Source organism: Rufibacter sp. LB8 (genome assembly GCF_014876185.1).
Lineage (GTDB): Bacteria > Bacteroidota > Bacteroidia > Cytophagales > Hymenobacteraceae > Nibribacter.
Window position 1 is genome coordinate 1,568,628 of sequence record NZ_JADALJ010000001.1, and the last position, 16,262, is coordinate 1,584,889.

The 16,262-nt window shown below is 51.0% G+C and carries 12 protein-coding genes; 4 read left to right on the forward strand and 8 right to left on the reverse strand.

All coding sequences use genetic code 11. From position 1 onward, the window contains the following. Positions 1-41: 41 nt before the first annotated feature. Complete coding sequence (locus IMY23_RS06755; RefSeq protein WP_192821351.1) at positions 42-2,771, reverse strand: gliding motility-associated C-terminal domain-containing protein; 2,730 nt, start codon at positions 2,769-2,771, stop codon at positions 42-44. A gap of 338 nt (positions 2,772-3,109) precedes the next feature. On the opposite strand from IMY23_RS06755, the gene IMY23_RS06760 reads away from it, so the two are divergent. The 4 genes from IMY23_RS06760 to IMY23_RS06775 all read left to right on the forward strand — a co-directional run bounded on the left by IMY23_RS06760 (position 3,110) and on the right by IMY23_RS06775 (position 7,292). Continuing rightward, on the forward strand, positions 3,110-3,799 hold the full coding sequence (locus tag IMY23_RS06760; RefSeq protein ID WP_192821352.1) for a succinate dehydrogenase cytochrome b subunit: 690 nt from the start codon (positions 3,110-3,112) through the stop codon (positions 3,797-3,799). Positions 3,800-3,808: 9 nt separating this feature from the next. Further along, positions 3,809-5,722, forward strand: coding sequence for a fumarate reductase/succinate dehydrogenase flavoprotein subunit (locus IMY23_RS06765; protein ID WP_192821353.1), 1,914 nt, complete (start codon positions 3,809-3,811; stop codon positions 5,720-5,722). Positions 5,723-5,845: 123 nt separating this feature from the next. Beyond that, positions 5,846-6,598 carry a succinate dehydrogenase/fumarate reductase iron-sulfur subunit gene (locus tag IMY23_RS06770; RefSeq protein ID WP_192821354.1) on the forward strand — a complete coding sequence of 251 codons (753 nt, stop codon included), beginning with the start codon at positions 5,846-5,848 and terminating at the stop codon, positions 6,596-6,598. Positions 6,599-6,767: 169 nt separating this feature from the next. After that, complete coding sequence (locus IMY23_RS06775) at positions 6,768-7,292, forward strand: NADPH-dependent FMN reductase (RefSeq protein WP_192821355.1); 525 nt, start codon at positions 6,768-6,770, stop codon at positions 7,290-7,292. A gap of 344 nt (positions 7,293-7,636) precedes the next feature. Here the strand turns inward: IMY23_RS06775 and ftsZ are convergent, their stop codons facing one another. From ftsZ to murD, 7 genes are all read right to left on the reverse strand, one after another. Continuing rightward, positions 7,637-9,136: a cell division protein FtsZ gene (gene ftsZ, locus IMY23_RS06780; protein WP_192821356.1), complete on the reverse strand. Its 1,500-nt coding sequence runs from the start codon at positions 9,134-9,136 to the stop codon at positions 7,637-7,639. Between the two features lie 20 nt (positions 9,137-9,156). Further along, positions 9,157-10,485 carry a cell division protein FtsA gene (gene ftsA, locus IMY23_RS06785; RefSeq protein WP_192821357.1) on the reverse strand — a complete coding sequence of 443 codons (1,329 nt, stop codon included), beginning with the start codon at positions 10,483-10,485 and terminating at the stop codon, positions 9,157-9,159. A gap of 8 nt (positions 10,486-10,493) precedes the next feature. Then, entirely contained in the window at positions 10,494-11,042 is a 549-nt protein-coding gene (locus IMY23_RS06790; protein WP_225986434.1) for a cell division protein FtsQ/DivIB, read from the reverse strand. Positions 11,043-11,241: 199 nt separating this feature from the next. After that, positions 11,242-12,651 carry a UDP-N-acetylmuramate--L-alanine ligase gene (murC, locus tag IMY23_RS06795; protein WP_192821359.1) on the reverse strand — a complete coding sequence of 470 codons (1,410 nt, stop codon included), beginning with the start codon at positions 12,649-12,651 and terminating at the stop codon, positions 11,242-11,244. Beyond that, the gene (gene murG, locus IMY23_RS06800) at positions 12,648-13,751 is read right to left on the reverse strand and encodes an undecaprenyldiphospho-muramoylpentapeptide beta-N-acetylglucosaminyltransferase (protein WP_192821360.1); all 1,104 of its coding nucleotides are present in this window, start codon (positions 13,749-13,751) and stop codon (positions 12,648-12,650) included. Before murG ends, murC begins: the two co-directional genes overlap by 4 nt. Further along, a complete protein-coding gene (locus IMY23_RS06805; RefSeq protein WP_225986601.1) occupies positions 13,744-14,904 on the reverse strand; it encodes an FtsW/RodA/SpoVE family cell cycle protein in 1,161 nt (386 codons plus the stop codon). Before IMY23_RS06805 ends, murG begins: the two co-directional genes overlap by 8 nt. After that, positions 14,904-16,256 (reverse strand): UDP-N-acetylmuramoyl-L-alanine--D-glutamate ligase, encoded by a 1,353-nt coding sequence (murD, locus tag IMY23_RS06810; RefSeq protein WP_192821362.1) that lies wholly within the window; start codon positions 16,254-16,256, stop codon positions 14,904-14,906. The genes IMY23_RS06805 and murD overlap by 1 nt, the downstream gene beginning before the upstream one ends. Positions 16,257-16,262: the final 6 nt, after the last annotated feature.

Below are 16,262 nucleotides of genomic sequence, written 5' to 3' on the forward strand. Positions count from 1 at the left end.
GATACGGAATGGGCGCCAAACTTATGACTTGTATAGCATGGTTAATGGATGATCTCTACCCAGCCTTTGAACGTGCGGCGGTCTGGGGTGGCGCTTCGGCCGTAAAACTCCACTTCCACCTGGTAGAAATAAGTGCCATCTGCCAAGGCTTTTCCGCTGTTGTCAACGCCGCGCCAGTTCAGGCCCGGCTCCTGGTTGCCCTCAAACACGCGGTTGCCCCAGCGGTTATACACAATCAGTTTGGCGGTTTTAATGAAGGCGGCACCTTGCTGCGGCGTGAACACATCGTTTTTGCCGTCACCGTTTGGCGTGAAGATGTTGGGCAGGATGAAGATGATGCAGTTGTCTTTGCAGACTATGTTGCTGCGTTCGCTTTCATTGCCAAACATGTCAGTGGCCGTTAACACGTAGCACCCCGAGTAGAAGAGCAGGTTCTGGTGTACGTATGACATATCCTCTACGGTGGCGATGGGTTTGAATTCCTCTTCATCGGTGGCCTTGTAATATAAGGTGTAGAAATCAATAGCCGCAGGATCACACTGCGACCCCGCCGGGAAGGACCAGCTCAAAAGGTTCTGGAACGGTGGCCCCGTGGCCCTGAAATTCTCATCGCAGACCAGCGGGTCAATGCTCAGCACCGGCACGCAAGGCCTGGTAAAGCACACCACCTGGCTGTTGTTCACAATGGGGTCGGGCAGTAGAGGATTCTGGAAAGTACCTCTGGTGACTACGTAGGCGCAGTACTGCACTCCTTCTTCCAGGGTCACATCTTGGGTTAACGTTCCGGCTGTAGCTCCGGCTCCCACACTGTTCACCAAGGTAAACGGACCGCCCGCCCGGCTTAAATACACATCATGCACATAGGGACCGCCCGCTGCGCTGGCGTTGTTCCAAGGCACATTGTAGGTCCAGTTCAACACCATGGAAGGGCCGTTGGCCATGGCCCGCAGGCGCACGCTGGACGCTGAGGACGAATCCACCAAAATGGTTGGAGCCCCGGTATTGCCCGCATGATAGAACTCCACGCGGTAGGTATAAGCCTGCTCCTGGGTATTGAGGTTGGTGTCTGTAAAGACAGTGTCATTCAGGTCTTGGGTTCTGCGAATTTCTGTGAAGGGAACCGTTGCCGCCCTGCTTTGCCCCACAGCGCGTAACAACCGGTATTCCAGCGGGGCGGTCAGTTGCGCTAATATGGCGCGCGGCTTGCTCCACTCCACGCGCATCTGCCCGGTGGTGGTACTGGTTTCCGTCACACTCACTTTGGTCATAGAAATAGATTCCAAAGAGGCGCACAGTTCATTGGAGGCGATGCTTTTTCCGTTGCTTGGGTACGGGAATTCGGCGTAAATGCGATAACAATACGTTCGGTTCCGGAGGAGGCCCTGCCCGTTGTTGTTATCCAGGAATTCGGTTTGGTCCGCTGACACTTCGCCCACCAAGGTATAGCCCGCCGAGGCTGGTATGCCTACCTCACAGGTAGTGGGTTCAAAAGTAGACGGGTTCTCCTTTCTGTAAATATAAATGGTGGTGGCATTGGAGCAGGTATACCGGTCCCAGGTGAGTTTAATGCTGTTACTGCTCTGCGGAAACGCCGCAGTCAGCACCGGAGGCGGTCCCACCACTGTGATTTGCCAGGGTTGTAAATCCACTAATGGAAAGACACCCGTTGGTGGAATATCTTCTGCCCTAAACAACACTTGGTAAGGTGCTGTCCTGACATCTTCACACGTAGTGACCCACTCAAATACATAGGTGGTGTCATTCAAGACTTTTCTGAACACGCCGGGCGGGAGCATCTCCCCAATGGCAGTCACGTTCACCCGGTGCCGGTCTGGGTCGGTGACCCTGATGGTGTCTCGCAGGGTGGTGCCGGCAATTACGCAGGTGTCCCTTGGTATAAATAGCACCGGTGGCCGGTTGGGGTTGTCAATGACTCGTATCTGCATGTCCCGGATAACAAAACCGATGAGTCGCCCGTTTCGCCATTCTTCCACTGCGAAGGCAATGTTGTAAATTCCTACGGCAGGCGGCGTGTTCCAGGTGAGTTGGCCCGTTCGTTGGTTTAAGGTGAAAAAGGCCGTGGGGGTGTTGACAGGCACGCCTAGGAAACGGTCAAGGCTTTGAAAGCCGGGTGCGGTGGCTGGTGAGGGATTTCCGCAGGCGTCTGTCTGCCCGGCAAATACCCGCACAGGCACTAACTTGAAGGCCAGGCTGTCGCCGTCATCATCATAAGCCCCTGGGTTATGTATGAAAATCTGGTTTCTGGTGGCAATGTCCAGCGGGTCATAGAGCAGAATGGGAGACCTGTTAATGCCTAGAAAGGGATCTACCGTTACCTGTGACTGTATCACGAAGGTCTGATCCACGGAGTTCTGCATGTTGACAATGCCCCCTACCCTGTTTTCGCCAATAAAGGTAACAGTGAACGTGCCGGGACCGGTGTAGGTATGTTCAAAATAATAGACATTGACATAGGTGTCGTTCTGCCCGTTGTTGGCCACTACCCTAGAGGTGCGGGGCCGTAATTGGTTCGTACAATCGCCAAAGTACAAAGTAGCCTGTGTGTCTTCAAACCCGCCCAGCACACTGTAGGTCACCAATTTAAAGAAAAACCGAAGTGGATTTTTAGCGGCGGTGGTGTCACTTTTGGCATAGATGTTACCGGCCCGTAAGTGCGTTGCCTGCGTAGTTTCTGGCGCAAGCAAAAAGAACACCAACAGACCCGCAAGCAATGAAAGCCAGGCCTTTGTTTTCGGTAAAGTTAAAGGCATATAGTAGGGGTTATCATGCAAAAACAAAGATAGAAGAATCTTTAAATTGACCATCACCTGGTGAACAACCGGGCGTCAGAATGGTTATATGCACAGTGGCACATGGCTATAACGAATTACAAGGTCCACTGTTGTAGGCTTTCAGGGAAATAATGCCGTAAGGCTATATTATTTCAAACCTGGCGTTTCACCGGGCATCTGCACCTGACATGTTTACAAAACAATTTAGATTAATTCAAAATAACTAGATGCATTGCGTGGGAAACCATGGGCATGTACCTTTGAAGAGATTTTTACCATTCCTTACACACCTTTATTTTCAACCTTAACACAACAAAATGAGTTGGTTTACTAAAACGTTTTCCAGTACCATAGGCCGAAAGGTTTTGGTGGCCGTGACCGGTCTGTTTCTCATCTCCTTTTTGGTGGTGCACCTGGTGGGCAACCTGCAGCTGTTCAAAGATGACGGTGGCAATGCCTTCAACGTCTATTCACACTTCATGGGCACCAACCCCATCATCAGGACCATGGAGATTGTGTTGGTGGTAGGTTTTCTGCTCCATATCTATGAAGCCCTGGTGCTTACCCGGCGCAACAAAAACGTGAGACCGGTGGCCTACGCCTATAACCGCCCAGAAGATAACAGCAACTGGTCTAGCCGCAACATGGGCTTGCTGGGCACGGTAATCCTGGTTTTCCTGATTGTCCACCTCTGGAATTTCTTTGTGCCGGCCCGTTTTGGCGGTCTTGACGGCGTAGTGGTAGACAATGTGCAGTATGACAACTTGTACATTCGCGTGGTGGAGTCGTTCCATATCTGGTGGTATGTGGTGCTGTACGTAGTAGCGCAGATTGCTTTAGGCTACCATTTGTACCACGGTTTCCAGAGTGCGTTTCAGACCCTGGGTCTGAATCACAAGAAATACACGCCGGCTATTCAGATGTTCGGGGCGTTTTTCTCTGTGGTTGTACCTGGTGCGTTTGCCGCCATGCCGCTTTACTTTTTCATTCAACACATTCTAAACTAAGCACCTGCTATGATTTTAGATTCTAAGATACCTGAAGGCCCATTAGCCGAAAAGTGGGACAAGCATAAATTCAACGTAAAGTTGGTGAACCCATCCAACAAGCGTAAATATGACGTTATTGTGGTAGGAACCGGTTTGGCTGGAGCTTCTGCCGCTGCTACCCTGGCTGAACTGGGTTATAACGTAAAAGCATTCTGCTACCAAGACAGCCCACGCCGCGCGCACTCCATTGCCGCGCAAGGGGGCATCAATGCCGCCAAAAACTACCAGAACGACGGCGACAGCGTGTACCGTTTGTTCTATGACACCATCAAAGGTGGTGACTACCGCGCCCGCGAAGCCAACGTATATCGTCTGGCCCAAGTGAGTGTGAATATTATTGACCAGTGCGTGGCCCAAGGTGTTCCCTTCGCCCGCGAGTACGGTGGATTGCTGGCTAACCGCTCCTTTGGGGGTGCGCAGGTAAGCCGCACGTTCTACGCCCGGGGCCAAACGGGTCAGCAGCTGTTGCTAGGTGCCTATTCTGCCTTGAACCGCCAGATTGCCTACGGGAAAGTGAAAATGTACCCACGTACAGAGATGCTGGACCTGGTAATGGTAGATGGTCAGGCAAGAGGTATTGTGACGCGCCATTTAGTAACCGGTAAAATAGAATCACACAGCGCGCACGCGGTGATTCTGGCCACCGGTGGTTATGGCAACGTGTTCTTCTTGTCTACCAACGCCATGGGCTCCAACGCCACCGCGGCCTGGAGAGCGCATAAGAAAGGTGCTTTGTTTGCCAACCCATGCTTCACGCAGATTCACCCTACCTGTATTCCAGTTTCCGGCGCTTATCAGTCTAAACTGACCTTGATGTCGGAGTCTCTCCGGAACGATGGTCGCGTTTGGGTGCCGAAGGCGGTTGGCGATAACCGTGCGCCGGGCCAGATTCCTGAAGACGAGCGTGACTATTTCCTGGAGCGTAAATATCCATCCTTCGGTAACCTGGTACCGCGTGACGTGGCTTCACGCAATGCCAAATTGGCCTGTGACGAAGGACGCGGTGTAGGAACTACAAAGCTGGCCGTGTATCTTGATTTCGCTGATGCCATCAAGCGTGAAGGCTTGAACGCCATCAGTCAGAAGTACGGCAATTTGTTTGAGATGTACGAGAAAATCACCGGTGAGAATCCGTACGAGCAACCTATGCGCATTTACCCGGCCGTGCACTACACCATGGGCGGCCTTTGGGTGGATTACAACTTAATGACCACCATCCCTGGTTTATATGCTACCGGCGAGTGTAATTTCTCTGACCACGGCGCCAACCGCTTAGGTGCTTCGGCGCTGATGCAAGGCTTGGCTGATGGGTACTTCGTGATTCCTTACACTGTTGGGGATTATCTGGCGCAGATTCCTTCTACCCGCGTAGAGACCACCCACCCTGCCTTTAAACAAGCAGAAACCGCAGTTAAAGCTGATATTGACAAATTACTGAGCATCAACGGTACCCGTACGGTAGATGAATTCCACAAGGCCCTGGGTCTTTTGATGTGGGATTACTGCGGCATGGCCCGTAACGCTGAAGGCCTGAACTACGCCAAGAAGGAAATCAGAAAACTGCGCGCAGAGTTCTGGAATGATGTCAAGATTGTAGGTACCAATGAGGAACTGAACATCACCCTGGAGAAAGCGGGCCGTGTGGCCGACTTCCTGGAACTGGGCGAACTGATGGTAGATGACGCCTTGAACCGCAATGAGTCTTGTGGTGGTCACTTCCGGGAAGAGTATCAGACGCCAGAGAACGAGGCTATGCGTGACGATGAGAACTACACCTATGTGGCGGCCTGGGAATACACCGGTCCTGAACAACAGCCTGTGCTGCACAAGGAAGAGCTCAAGTTTGAGAACGTGAAGTTGACGCAACGTAGCTACAAGTAACAATTAAGAATTAGGAATGGAGAATTAAGAATTGCTATGCTGCAATCGTTCTCCATTCCTAATTCCAAATTCTTAATTCTAAATTAGAAAAAGATGGCTGGCAATAATCCTAACAGCAAACCCATGAACCTGACGCTGAAAGTGTGGAGACAGAAAAACTCCCAGGCGGCCGGTAAAATGGAAACCTATCAGGTAAAAGATATTTCCCCGGAGATGTCTTTCCTGGAAATGATGGACGTGCTCAACGAAGACCTGCTTCGCAGCGGCGTTGACCCCATCGCGTTTGACCATGACTGCCGCGAAGGTATCTGCGGTATGTGCAGCTTATACATTAACGGCCGCGCCCACGGCCCCGAAAGAGGAACCACCACGTGCCAATTGCACATGCGCAAGTTCTCAGACGGAGACACCATCACCATTGAGCCTTGGCGCGCCGGTCCGTTCCCCGTGTTGAAGGACCTTTGCGTGGACCGTTCGGCGTTGGACCGCATTCAGCAGGCCGGTGGCTACATCTCCATTAATACCGGTGGGGTGCCAGATGCCAACGAAATCCCTATTCCGAAATCTATTGCTGACAAAGCGTTTGATGCTGCCACCTGTATTGGTTGCGGTGCCTGCGTGGCGGCCTGTAAAAATGGTTCTGCCATGCTGTTCACCTCGGCCAAGGTGTCGCAGTTGGCCATGTTGCCGCAGGGCAAGGTGGAGCGCAAAACACGCGTGGAGAACATGGTGGCCCAGATGGACATTGAAGGCTTCGGGGCGTGTACTAACATTGGTTCTTGCGCCGCAGAATGCCCGGTTGGTATTTCTTTGGAGAACATCGCCATGCTGAACCGCGAGTACATCTCTGCTTCGTTGACTTCAGAGAACGTTTAACAATTGCTGAAGAAATAAGAAAAGGCGATGCCGTTTGGTGTCGCCTTTTTTGTTCCATTTCCAGTTTAGAGGCCAAAAACGGATATTTCATTCTTTATTTCGTGAAGCCTCTGAGCAACCAACGTAACATTCCCCCGCCCTATCTGTTTTAAGAGGAAACCCGCCGCAGATGATTTTAATAATTTCAGGGACTAATCGGCCCAACTCCATCACACTACAAGTAGCGCAAATCTACCAGCAGACCTTGCAGGCACACGGCCAGGAATCAGAGATTCTTGACTTACAGGAACTCCCGCTGGACTTCGCCTCCCCGGCACTGTACAAAAGTGAATTGTTCTCCCAGGAATTCATGGCTTTGCGCACACGCGTGGCCCAGGCTGCCAAAATTGTCTTCATTGTGCCGGAATATAATTGCTCCTTCCCCGGAGTTTTGAAAGCGTTTATTGATGGCTTGGAGTACCCGGCAGCGTTAAAAGGGAAGAAAGGCGCTTTGGTGGGTCTGTCCACCGGCAGCCAGGGCGGCAACATTGCGCTCAGTCACCTTACCGATGTGTTGCATTACTGCGGCCTGCACGTGCTCGCCCAAAAGCCGCGGTACCCCTTCATTCACAAACATCTGCAAGACGGCCAATTCACCAATGCCTTGTACCAGCAATTGCTTCAGGAACAGGTAGATGCCTTGATTGGGTTTTAGAAGAATTCCGTTTTCGGGCTCTGTTTTGGAAATGAGGCCTAAAACAAGGGTTGGTGGAGTCACTGGTAAGAGCATCACAGGGTAAGAGGTCTTTTGAGTAACAGCAGTCGGGACCTCAACCGTAGAGACAAGGCAGTGCCTTGTCTCTACCAAGCATTTCTGCATACCTGCCGCAAGTTTAAAGCAGCGTAACTTGTGGGAAAACTCCAGTTTCTGCTCTATTTCCAGTTTAGAGCCCGTAAACGCTTTTTATCTCTCAGTCTAAAGAAATGCTGGCAAAAAAAAATGAGCCCCAAAACAGAATCTGTTTTGGGGCTCGTTTGTAAAATAGAGGTCAAAAACGACTAGTCTACATTGTCATGCAGAAAGCGGTTATCGCCTAACAGTTCGTTGTCATCATTCAGGTTGAAGCGGGAGATCTGCTGGTCTGTGGACGGTACCACGTTCTCCAGTTGCACTTGCTTGCGCAGATAAGCCGGAATCTCCAGTTTCTCTTTGATGGCGGCATCTGAGTTGCTGTCCAGGCTAATGCGACGAAGACGCTCACGGCGCTCAATCATCTTAGCCGAAAGCACATCTTTCTCAGGTGTGGCTTCCACCAACAGCGCTTCTTCCTCAAAAACCGGCGTGAAAATCTCGTTGTTAGAATCTAAGTCGAAGATGATTTTGCTGGTCTCGGCCACCGGGGCAGGTTTTCTAACCGGAACCGGGTCGTTGGCTACCAGTTGCGTGGCAGACACCGGCGGATGCACCGAATACGTAGAAACTGCTGGAGCAACCGGCGCTGCTGTCATTTCAACCGCCTGAGGCTGAGTAGCCCCAGTTGGCTCAGCCTCCACTTCCTTTTTTGGTTCTGAAAGGTCCATCACGTTGCGGGCGAAGCCAGTGGCAATCACCGTTACTCTAATGCTGGCCCCCAACGTAGAATCAATACCGTGCCCGAAAATCACTTCAGAATCATCGCCGGCTTTCTCCTGGATGTAGTCCGTGATTTCGGTCAGTTCATCCATCTCTAACTCTGCCTGATCACCAGACATAATGGAAAGAAGGATTTTCTGAGCGCCATGAATATCTGTGTTATTGAGCAATGGTGAAGAAAGTGATTCCTCAGCAGCACGTAAAGCTCTGTTCTCGCCTTCAGTGATGGCAGAGCCCATTACGGCGGCGCCGGAGTCTTTCATCACCGTTTTCACGTCTTCAAAATCAACGTTCACCTCGGCGGTTACCGTAATAATCTCGGCGATACTTTTGGCAGCGGTACTCAAGATGTTATCTGCTTTGGCGAACGCTGCTCTAATAGGCAGGTTCCCGAACATCTCGCGCAGTTTGTCATTGAGAATCACTAGCACGGTGTCACAGTTTTCGCTTAGTTCCTGAATACCGTTCTCGGCGGCGGCACGCTTCTTCTTGCCTTCAAAAGCAAAAGGGGCGGTCACAATTCCTACGGTTAAGATATCCAGTTCCTTGGCTACTTTGGCAATCACGGGAGCAGCACCGGTACCAGTCCCACCACCCATACCAGCCGTGATGAACACCATTTTGGTATGCGTGCCCAGAAGTTCCCGAATGTCTTCCTTGCTCTCCAAGGCAGCTTGCTTGCCACGCTCCGGATTGGCACCGGCGCCCAGTCCTTCGGTCAGGTTGGTCCCTATCTGAAGTTTGTTGGGCACGCTGCTGCTTTTCAACGCCTGTTCATCGGTATTGCACACCACAAACTCCACGTCTTTAATGCCTTGGTTGAACATGTGGTTCACGGCATTACTTCCTCCTCCGCCCACGCCAATCACTTTAATGATTGACTTGGAGTGTGATGGCACCTCAAACTTGTACGATGAAACACTCATATTATCTTATCAATTACTCGTTAATAGTTCTGTTGCTTGTCGTCAAAATCGTCAATCAGCATGCTCTTGGTGCGCTCTACTATCTTGCTGAAGAATCCGGCGCCGCTGTTCTGTTTCTGGGCAGGCTTGGCTTCATTCACGGCTCTTGACGGCTCTGGGTTCTGCATCTCAGTGTAGCGGTTGGCACGCTCATCCAAGGCCTGGTAACCGGCCAGCACCAAACCAACGGTGGTAGCGTACATTGGGCTCTTCACAGAGTCTATCTTGCTTTTGCCTAAATGCTCATTCGGGTAACCAATGCGGGCATCTAAACCGGTCAAATATTCCACCAGCTGTACCAGATTCTGCAATTGGGCGCCACCGCCGGTGATCACCACGCCAGCCGCCAATTGGTTGGCATACCCGCTCCTAACAATTTCTGAATAGACAAGTTCAACAATTTCCTCCATTCTAGCTTCAATAATAAAAGCAAGGTTTTTCAAGGAAATTTCTTTAGGCGTACGGTCACGCAAGCCCGGGATAGAGACAATCTCATTTTCAGAAGCCTCATCGGCAATGGCTTTGCCAAACCGCACTTTTAATTGCTCGGCCTGGTTCTGCATGACCATGCAGCCCTGTTTGATGTCTGAAGTAATAATGTTCCCGCCAAACGGCAACACGGCGGTGTGCCGAATAATGTTGTCTTTGAAAATAGCCAAATCAGTAGTTCCACCGCCAATATCAATCAGGGCTACACCCGCCTCACGCTCTTCTTCGCTGAGCACGCTCATGCACGAGGCCAAAGGCTCCAGAATCAGCTGGTCAATCTCAAGCCCGGCGCGGTGAATGCACTTGTTGATGTTGTTGATGGCGTTTGACTGGGCCGTGATAATGTGGAAGTTGCCTTCCAGGCGCACACCTGACATGCCCACTGGGTCCATGATGCCGTCTTCGTAGTCTACTTTGTAGTCCTGGGGCATGACATGAATGATTTCGCTGCCAGGAGGGGTTACCAAACGGTACATGTCATTGGTGAGGCGGTTCACGTCTTCCACGGTGATCTCGCTGTCCACAGAGGTGCGCGTGATGCTGCCGTTGTGCTGCAAGCTCTTGATGTGCTGACCGGCAATGCCCACGTTCACTACCTTGATGTCAATGCCTGACTGCTCCTCTGCCTGACGGATTGCCTTGCGGATGGCCTCAACGGTTTTGTCAATGTTGCTCACCATGCCGCGCACCACCCCTTCAGACACCGCTTTACCCAATCCAAGGATCTCCAGCTTGCCGTACTCATTCTTTCTACCTACCAGCGCGCAAATCTTGGTTGTCCCAATGTCTAAGCCTACAACAATTTTGTCGTTCTGAGTCATATCAATATCTATTCACAAATAATCTGATCCTTGTATTCCACGTTCAGGCGGCTGTATTTCTCCCAGCCTACCACCGGCAGCACTTCTTTGTAGAAGACAAACAGTTTCCTGAACTTCTCCTGCACCTGCACCGGTTTCCCGAACTCAATTCGCTGGTCGCCCACCTGGGTCAAAAAACTCACGCTGCCCTTGCCGTCAATGTGCATGTGGGCCAGCTGCGCGTTCCAGAACTCGTCTTTTTCAATAAACTTCAACAACTCCAGATAGGGCAAACCCACCGAGTCTTGAAAGAAGGAGCCGGCGGGCTTTTTCAAGACCAATGAGGAGGTCACCGGCAGCACGTGGGCCGTGTACAGAGAAGAGAGGGGCAATTGGTTGCCTTCTTCATCTAGATACGCGTCTTTTTCAGTGCTTAGCAAGCGGGCAATGGGCCTGTTTTGCCGTATTGTGACGTTGATGTTCCCTGCCAAATCCCGGGAGACCTCGGCTTCTTTCACAAATTTATGCGATTTAATCCGCATTTCCAGTCCCTTGAGGTCAATCTCTCCCTTTTTCATTCCGGTGAGTGGTTGCTTCCCATTTCTGGTGAGCAAGGCCATCACTTCTGAATCACTAAGAAAGTAATTGTTATACTCATTATCAATTTTAATATTGACTTTTTCGCATATTTTTTCGGCCTGCCGGGTACCTGAAAACCCAGCCAGAAAAACAAAGCTCGCGGCGCAAAAAACTACGAAAAGCAGGGCTTTTACCTTCCTATTCCAATACATGGTTCTGCTCCTCCATAAATGCTTTTATCTCAGGAACAAGCGTGTCAATGTCTCCTGCCCCCACCGTGGCCAACACGGCAAAATCCAACTCTTTTGCTAACGCAGCTAGCACTTCTTCTTTTTTTAGCAAACGCTTGTTTGCCAAGGGTAACTTGTCAAACAGCAGCTTGGCATTCACGCCTTCAATGGGCAACTCACGGGCTGGGTAAATATCCAGCAGCCAGACCTCATCTGCCAAACTCAAACTGGTGGCAAAGCCTTCTAAAAAATCACGGGTACGGGTAAACAAATGCGGCTGAAAGACAACACGAAGCTTTTTCTTTGGATACAGCGCCCTCACGGAAGTCAAAAAAGCCTCAATCTCACGCGGATGGTGCGCATAATCATCTAAATATACCCTTTTTCCGTCAGTCCACACCTTTTCAAACCGCCTTTTTACGCCCGTATAAACCGCAAGTCCGTTAGCAATTTCCTGGGCACTCACACCCGCCAGTGACACGGCCTGCACCGCGGCCAGGGCATTCTCTACATTATGGAAACCGGGTACCTGCAAAGCGGTCTCTGGGAGTTGGAAGTTCCAGCCTTGGGCAAAAAATTTCATACTTCCATCGGCTATTTTTATCTCGCCTGCCGCTAGCTCCTCACCTTCAAGACCATACCTGATAATCTTCACGGAAGGGTGAACGGCCTCTGCTATGCTCTGGTCAGCAGTATGGTTCAAGATCAGAAAACCATTGGGTTTAATCTGGCTCACAAACTGCCGGAATGACTCTACTAAGGCCTCCTTTTCGCCATAGATGTCCAGGTGGTCTGGGTCTGTGGAGGTGACAATGGCAATGTCTGGGTGCAAGGTCAGGAACGAACGGTCATATTCATCGGCTTCCACCACGGCCAGGGCCCGGTCTTCGTCTTTGGCTGGCAGCAACAAATTAGAACCCAAATCTGTGGAAATGCCACCCAGAAACGCCGACGTGGAGACACCTGCGTGGTGCAACAAATGCGCCACCATGGTAGAGGTAGTGGTTTTACCATGCGTGCCCGCCACCGCAATCAAATACTGGTCAGCGGTGAGCAAGCCCAACACCTGCGAGCGCTTCATGATGGTAAAACCTTGTTGCTCTAAATATTGCCGCTGTGTGTGGGTTTTGGGAACGGCGGGCGTCAATACCACCAGCGTTTTTGCCTTCATTTCCAGAAATGAGCCCGGAATCAGGTTTACGTCATCTTCGAAATGAATCTGGGCACCTTCTTCCTGCAATTTCTGGGTGAGCGGCGTAGGCGTCTTGTCATAACCCGCCACGGCAAAGCCTTTGGCCAGAAACCAGCGGGCGATGGCGCTCATGCCAATGCCGCCAATGCCTAAAAAGTAGATATTCTCAAATTGCCGCAGGTTCATTTTATTAGTTTAAAAAGTTCCTGCACAATGGTTTCGGTGGCGAAAGGCCGCGCCAGCAACGCGATGTTGCGGCTCAACTCTGCTTGTTTTTCTTTATTTTGGGCTAAAGCGAAAGCGCTGCTCCACAATTTGTCTGCTTCTGCGTCTTTCACCAATACGGCCGCTTCTTTATTTACCAAAGCCATGGCGTTTTTGGTTTGATGGTCCTCCGCCACGTTAGGCGAAGGCACCAGAATAGACGGCTTCTGCGCCAGACACAGTTCTGAAATTGACAAAGCCCCCGCACGGGAAATCACCACATCTGCCGCCGCGTAGGCCAAATCCATGCGTTTGATGAAGTCAGAAGCCTTGATTTGGTCTGTAGGAAAATGCTGCACCGTCGCTTCTGCCGTGGAGATAAACGTCTTGCCCGTTTGCCAAATCAAGTTGTAGCCTTTCTGCTGGATTTCTGCCAGGGCAGCCTCTGTGGCTTGGTTCAAGGTGCGGGCGCCCAAACTTCCGCCTATTACCAGAAATGTAGTTCTGGCAGGGTTCAACTCGAAGTAAGCCATGGCTTCTTCGCGTTTCCCCTTTAGTTCAGTAATGTCACGGCGTACGGGATTGCCGGTGTGAATCAGTTTTTCCTTCGGGAAGTACTTCTCCATGCCGTCATAGGCCACACAAATCTTTTCTACCTTGTTAGCCAACAACTTATTGGTGATACCGGCGTGCCCGTTCTGTTCCTGAATCAAGGAAGGAATTCCCATTTTGGTAGCCGCATACAACAACGGACCGCTGGCGTAACCGCCCACGCCTACCACCGCATCGGGTTTAAAGTCTTTGATGATTTTATACGCTTTCCGGACGCTGGAAATGACTTTTAGCGGAAAAGAAAGATTGTCTAAAGTCAGTCTTCGTTGCAAACCACTAATCCAGAGACCAATGATTTTATAGCCTGCTTCGGGCACACGTGTCATTTCCATGCGGCCTTCGGCGCCCACAAACAGAATTTCAGCCGTTGGGTGCAACCGCTTAATCTCATTGGCGATGGCCACCGCCGGATAGATGTGCCCGCCGGTGCCGCCCCCACTAATAATGAATCTGTAGGTTTTCTCAGGCATGGCTCAAGGCTGGTTTGTTCACGGCCCCAATTGCCTGCTGGCGCGCCTCATATTCGCTTCGGCTCACACTCAGGATAATGCCAATGGAAATACCGGTGAAAATAAGCGAGGTTCCGCCCATACTCAATAGCGGCAACGGCAAACCGGTAATCGGACCCAAGCCCACGGCCACGCCCATGTTCACCATTGCCTGAATGACAAGACTAAAACTCAGGCCCGCCGACAGCAATCCCCCGAAGGCGCCCAAACTGTTGGTCACCGCCACCATGCCGCGGTAGAGAAAGGCCAGGTAGAGCATCAACACGGTGGCCCCTCCTATTAACCCGTATTCCTCAATAATGATGGCGTAAATAAAGTCTGAATACGGGTGCGGCAACACATTGCGTTGGTCTGAATTACCCGGCCCTTTGCCCACAATTCCGCCCGTGGCAATGGCGATGTAGGATTGCTCCAGTTGGAAAACAGTTTCCTCAGAATCAAGGAAATTCTCAATCCTGGAGATAGCCGTCTGCATCCGCTGCCCTATGGTCAAAGCAATGGTCCCGAAGATGGCCCCGACTATAATCATGGTGAAAATGGGTTTCATGGGCACCCGTCCGATGAACATCAGCAGAATACAGGTCATGAAAAGCAAAAAGCCCGTGGAGATATTACTCATGGCAATCAAGCCGCAAATCAAGCCACTCCAGAGAAACAACGGAATCAAGGTTTGTTTGTGCGCGATGTTCATCTGGCGCTTGCTCAGTATGCTGGCCAAATAAGAAATCAAGGCCAGCTTGGCCAAATCTGAGGGCTGAAACGTCTGGTTGATGATGGGAATAGTGAGCCAGCGCGACGCCTCGTTAATGTTAGAGCCTTTCAAATAAGTGTAAATCAGCAAGGGTACCGAAAACATTAGCGCCACTTGGCTCATCTTGGCGTAATAGCGGTAGTTGACTTTATGCGCCAGCCACACAAAGGCCAAACCAATGAAAATCAGTGCCGAGTGCTTGAACAGGTAATATTCCGTGTTCCCCGACATCATTTTGTAGGCGAGCGTGCCCGTGGCCGAGTACACCACCGCAATACTGATCAACCCGAAAGTGAGCACAATACCCCACAGAATAGGGTCGCCTTTAAGGTTCTCGCGGAGCCAATCTTTCGCTGCTGTCATCATACCCGAGTGTTTTTTAGCGCGGCCACTGCTTCTGCAAACGCGCGGCCCCGGTGTTCATAATTGTTGAATAAATCAAAACTTGCGCAAGCCGGCGAGAGCAACACCACATCGCCTTTCTCAGCGAAATCAAAAGCTAGCTTTACTGCCTCCTTCACATCCTGCGTTTCTACCGTTTTCGGGCTCATTTCTGAAAATGAAGCCAAAATCTTGCTGTTATCTAGGCCCAGGCAGACAATGGCTTTCACTTTGTCCTGCACCAAAGGCAGCAGCGTGGAATAATCATTGCCTTTGTCTTTGCCGCCCACTACCCACACAATAGGTTCTTTGATGCCGTCCAGCGCGTACCAAACGGCTTCCACATTGGTGGCTTTGGAATCATTGATAAAGCGCACGCCGTCAATCTCGCCTACCGGCTGTAATCTATGCTCCGCGTTCTGGAAAGTGGCAAGTGCGGTTTCTATTTGCTCTGGTGAAATACCGACCAGCAAGGCGCCGCCCACGGCAGCCATGGTATTGTATTGGTTGTGCTGGCCAATCAAATTAGAACCCGTTGTGTCCAGTTTTGTCTTCATTTCACAAACAGAGGCCAAAATCGACTTCTCTTCAAAATTGATGGCTAATGTTTCTGACTCTTTCAGGCCGAAAGGAACCGGTTTGCCCGGCACCTGGTGGGTTGCCAGATATTTTTGAATCTCCGCGTCATCCAGGTTGAAGAGGAAGAAATCTTCGGAAGTCATGTTCTGCGTGATTCTAAACTTGGCCGCAGCATAGCTTTCCATTTGGTAGTTGTAGCGGTCCAGATGGTCTGGCGTGATGTTGAGCAAAATGCTTATGTGCGCCTTGAACGCATACATGTTGTCCAGCTGAAAACTGCTTAGTTCCACCACGTAGTAGTCGTAACCGCCTTCCAATACTTTGCCGGCCAGACTTTCGCCCACATTACCGGCCAGAGCCACTTTCAAACCCGCGCTTTTCAGCAGGTGGTAGGTAAGCAGCGTGGTGGTGGTTTTGCCATTGGTACCCGTGATGCAGATGAACTTTCCTCCAGCATACCGCCCCGCGAACTCAATCTCAGAAATCACCGGAATTCCTTTTTCCAACGCCCCTTGAATCACAGCCACAGAATCTGGAATGCCCGGGCTCTTGATAATTTCCGCAACTGCGTAGATTTGTTCCAGCGTGTGCGTTCCTTCCTCAAAAGGAATCTTGGCTTGCTGCAACTGGATTTTGTATTTCTCAGAAATTTCGCCTCGGTCAGACACGAACACATCATAACCTTTGGCCTGCGCCAGCAAGGCCGCGCCAACGCCGCTTTCCCCCGCTCCTAGTATGGCTATTTGTTTGTTCATTTTTTG

What these genes read in the sequence shown, in the direction of transcription:
- IMY23_RS06755 (WP_192821351.1), bottom strand. Translation starts at nt 2,771, where the DNA reads ATGCCTTTAACTTTACCGAAAACAAAGGCCTGGCTTTCATTGCTTGCG.
- IMY23_RS06760 (WP_192821352.1), top strand. Translation starts at nt 3,110, where the DNA reads ATGAGTTGGTTTACTAAAACGTTTTCCAGTACCATAGGCCGAAAGGTT.
- IMY23_RS06765 (WP_192821353.1), top strand. Translation starts at nt 3,809, where the DNA reads ATGATTTTAGATTCTAAGATACCTGAAGGCCCATTAGCCGAAAAGTGG.
- IMY23_RS06770 (WP_192821354.1), top strand. Translation starts at nt 5,846, where the DNA reads ATGAACCTGACGCTGAAAGTGTGGAGACAGAAAAACTCCCAGGCGGCC.
- IMY23_RS06775 (WP_192821355.1), top strand. Translation starts at nt 6,768, where the DNA reads ATGATTTTAATAATTTCAGGGACTAATCGGCCCAACTCCATCACACTA.
- ftsZ (WP_192821356.1), bottom strand. Translation starts at nt 9,136, where the DNA reads ATGAGTGTTTCATCGTACAAGTTTGAGGTGCCATCACACTCCAAGTCA.
- ftsA (WP_192821357.1), bottom strand. Translation starts at nt 10,485, where the DNA reads ATGACTCAGAACGACAAAATTGTTGTAGGCTTAGACATTGGGACAACC.
- IMY23_RS06790 (WP_225986434.1), bottom strand. Translation starts at nt 11,042, where the DNA reads ATGAAAAAGGGAGAGATTGACCTCAAGGGACTGGAAATGCGGATTAAA.
- murC (WP_192821359.1), bottom strand. Translation starts at nt 12,651, where the DNA reads ATGAACCTGCGGCAATTTGAGAATATCTACTTTTTAGGCATTGGCGGC.
- murG (WP_192821360.1), bottom strand. Translation starts at nt 13,751, where the DNA reads ATGCCTGAGAAAACCTACAGATTCATTATTAGTGGGGGCGGCACCGGC.
- IMY23_RS06805 (WP_225986601.1), bottom strand. Translation starts at nt 14,904, where the DNA reads ATGACAGCAGCGAAAGATTGGCTCCGCGAGAACCTTAAAGGCGACCCT.
- murD (WP_192821362.1), bottom strand. Translation starts at nt 16,256, where the DNA reads ATGAACAAACAAATAGCCATACTAGGAGCGGGGGAAAGCGGCGTTGGC.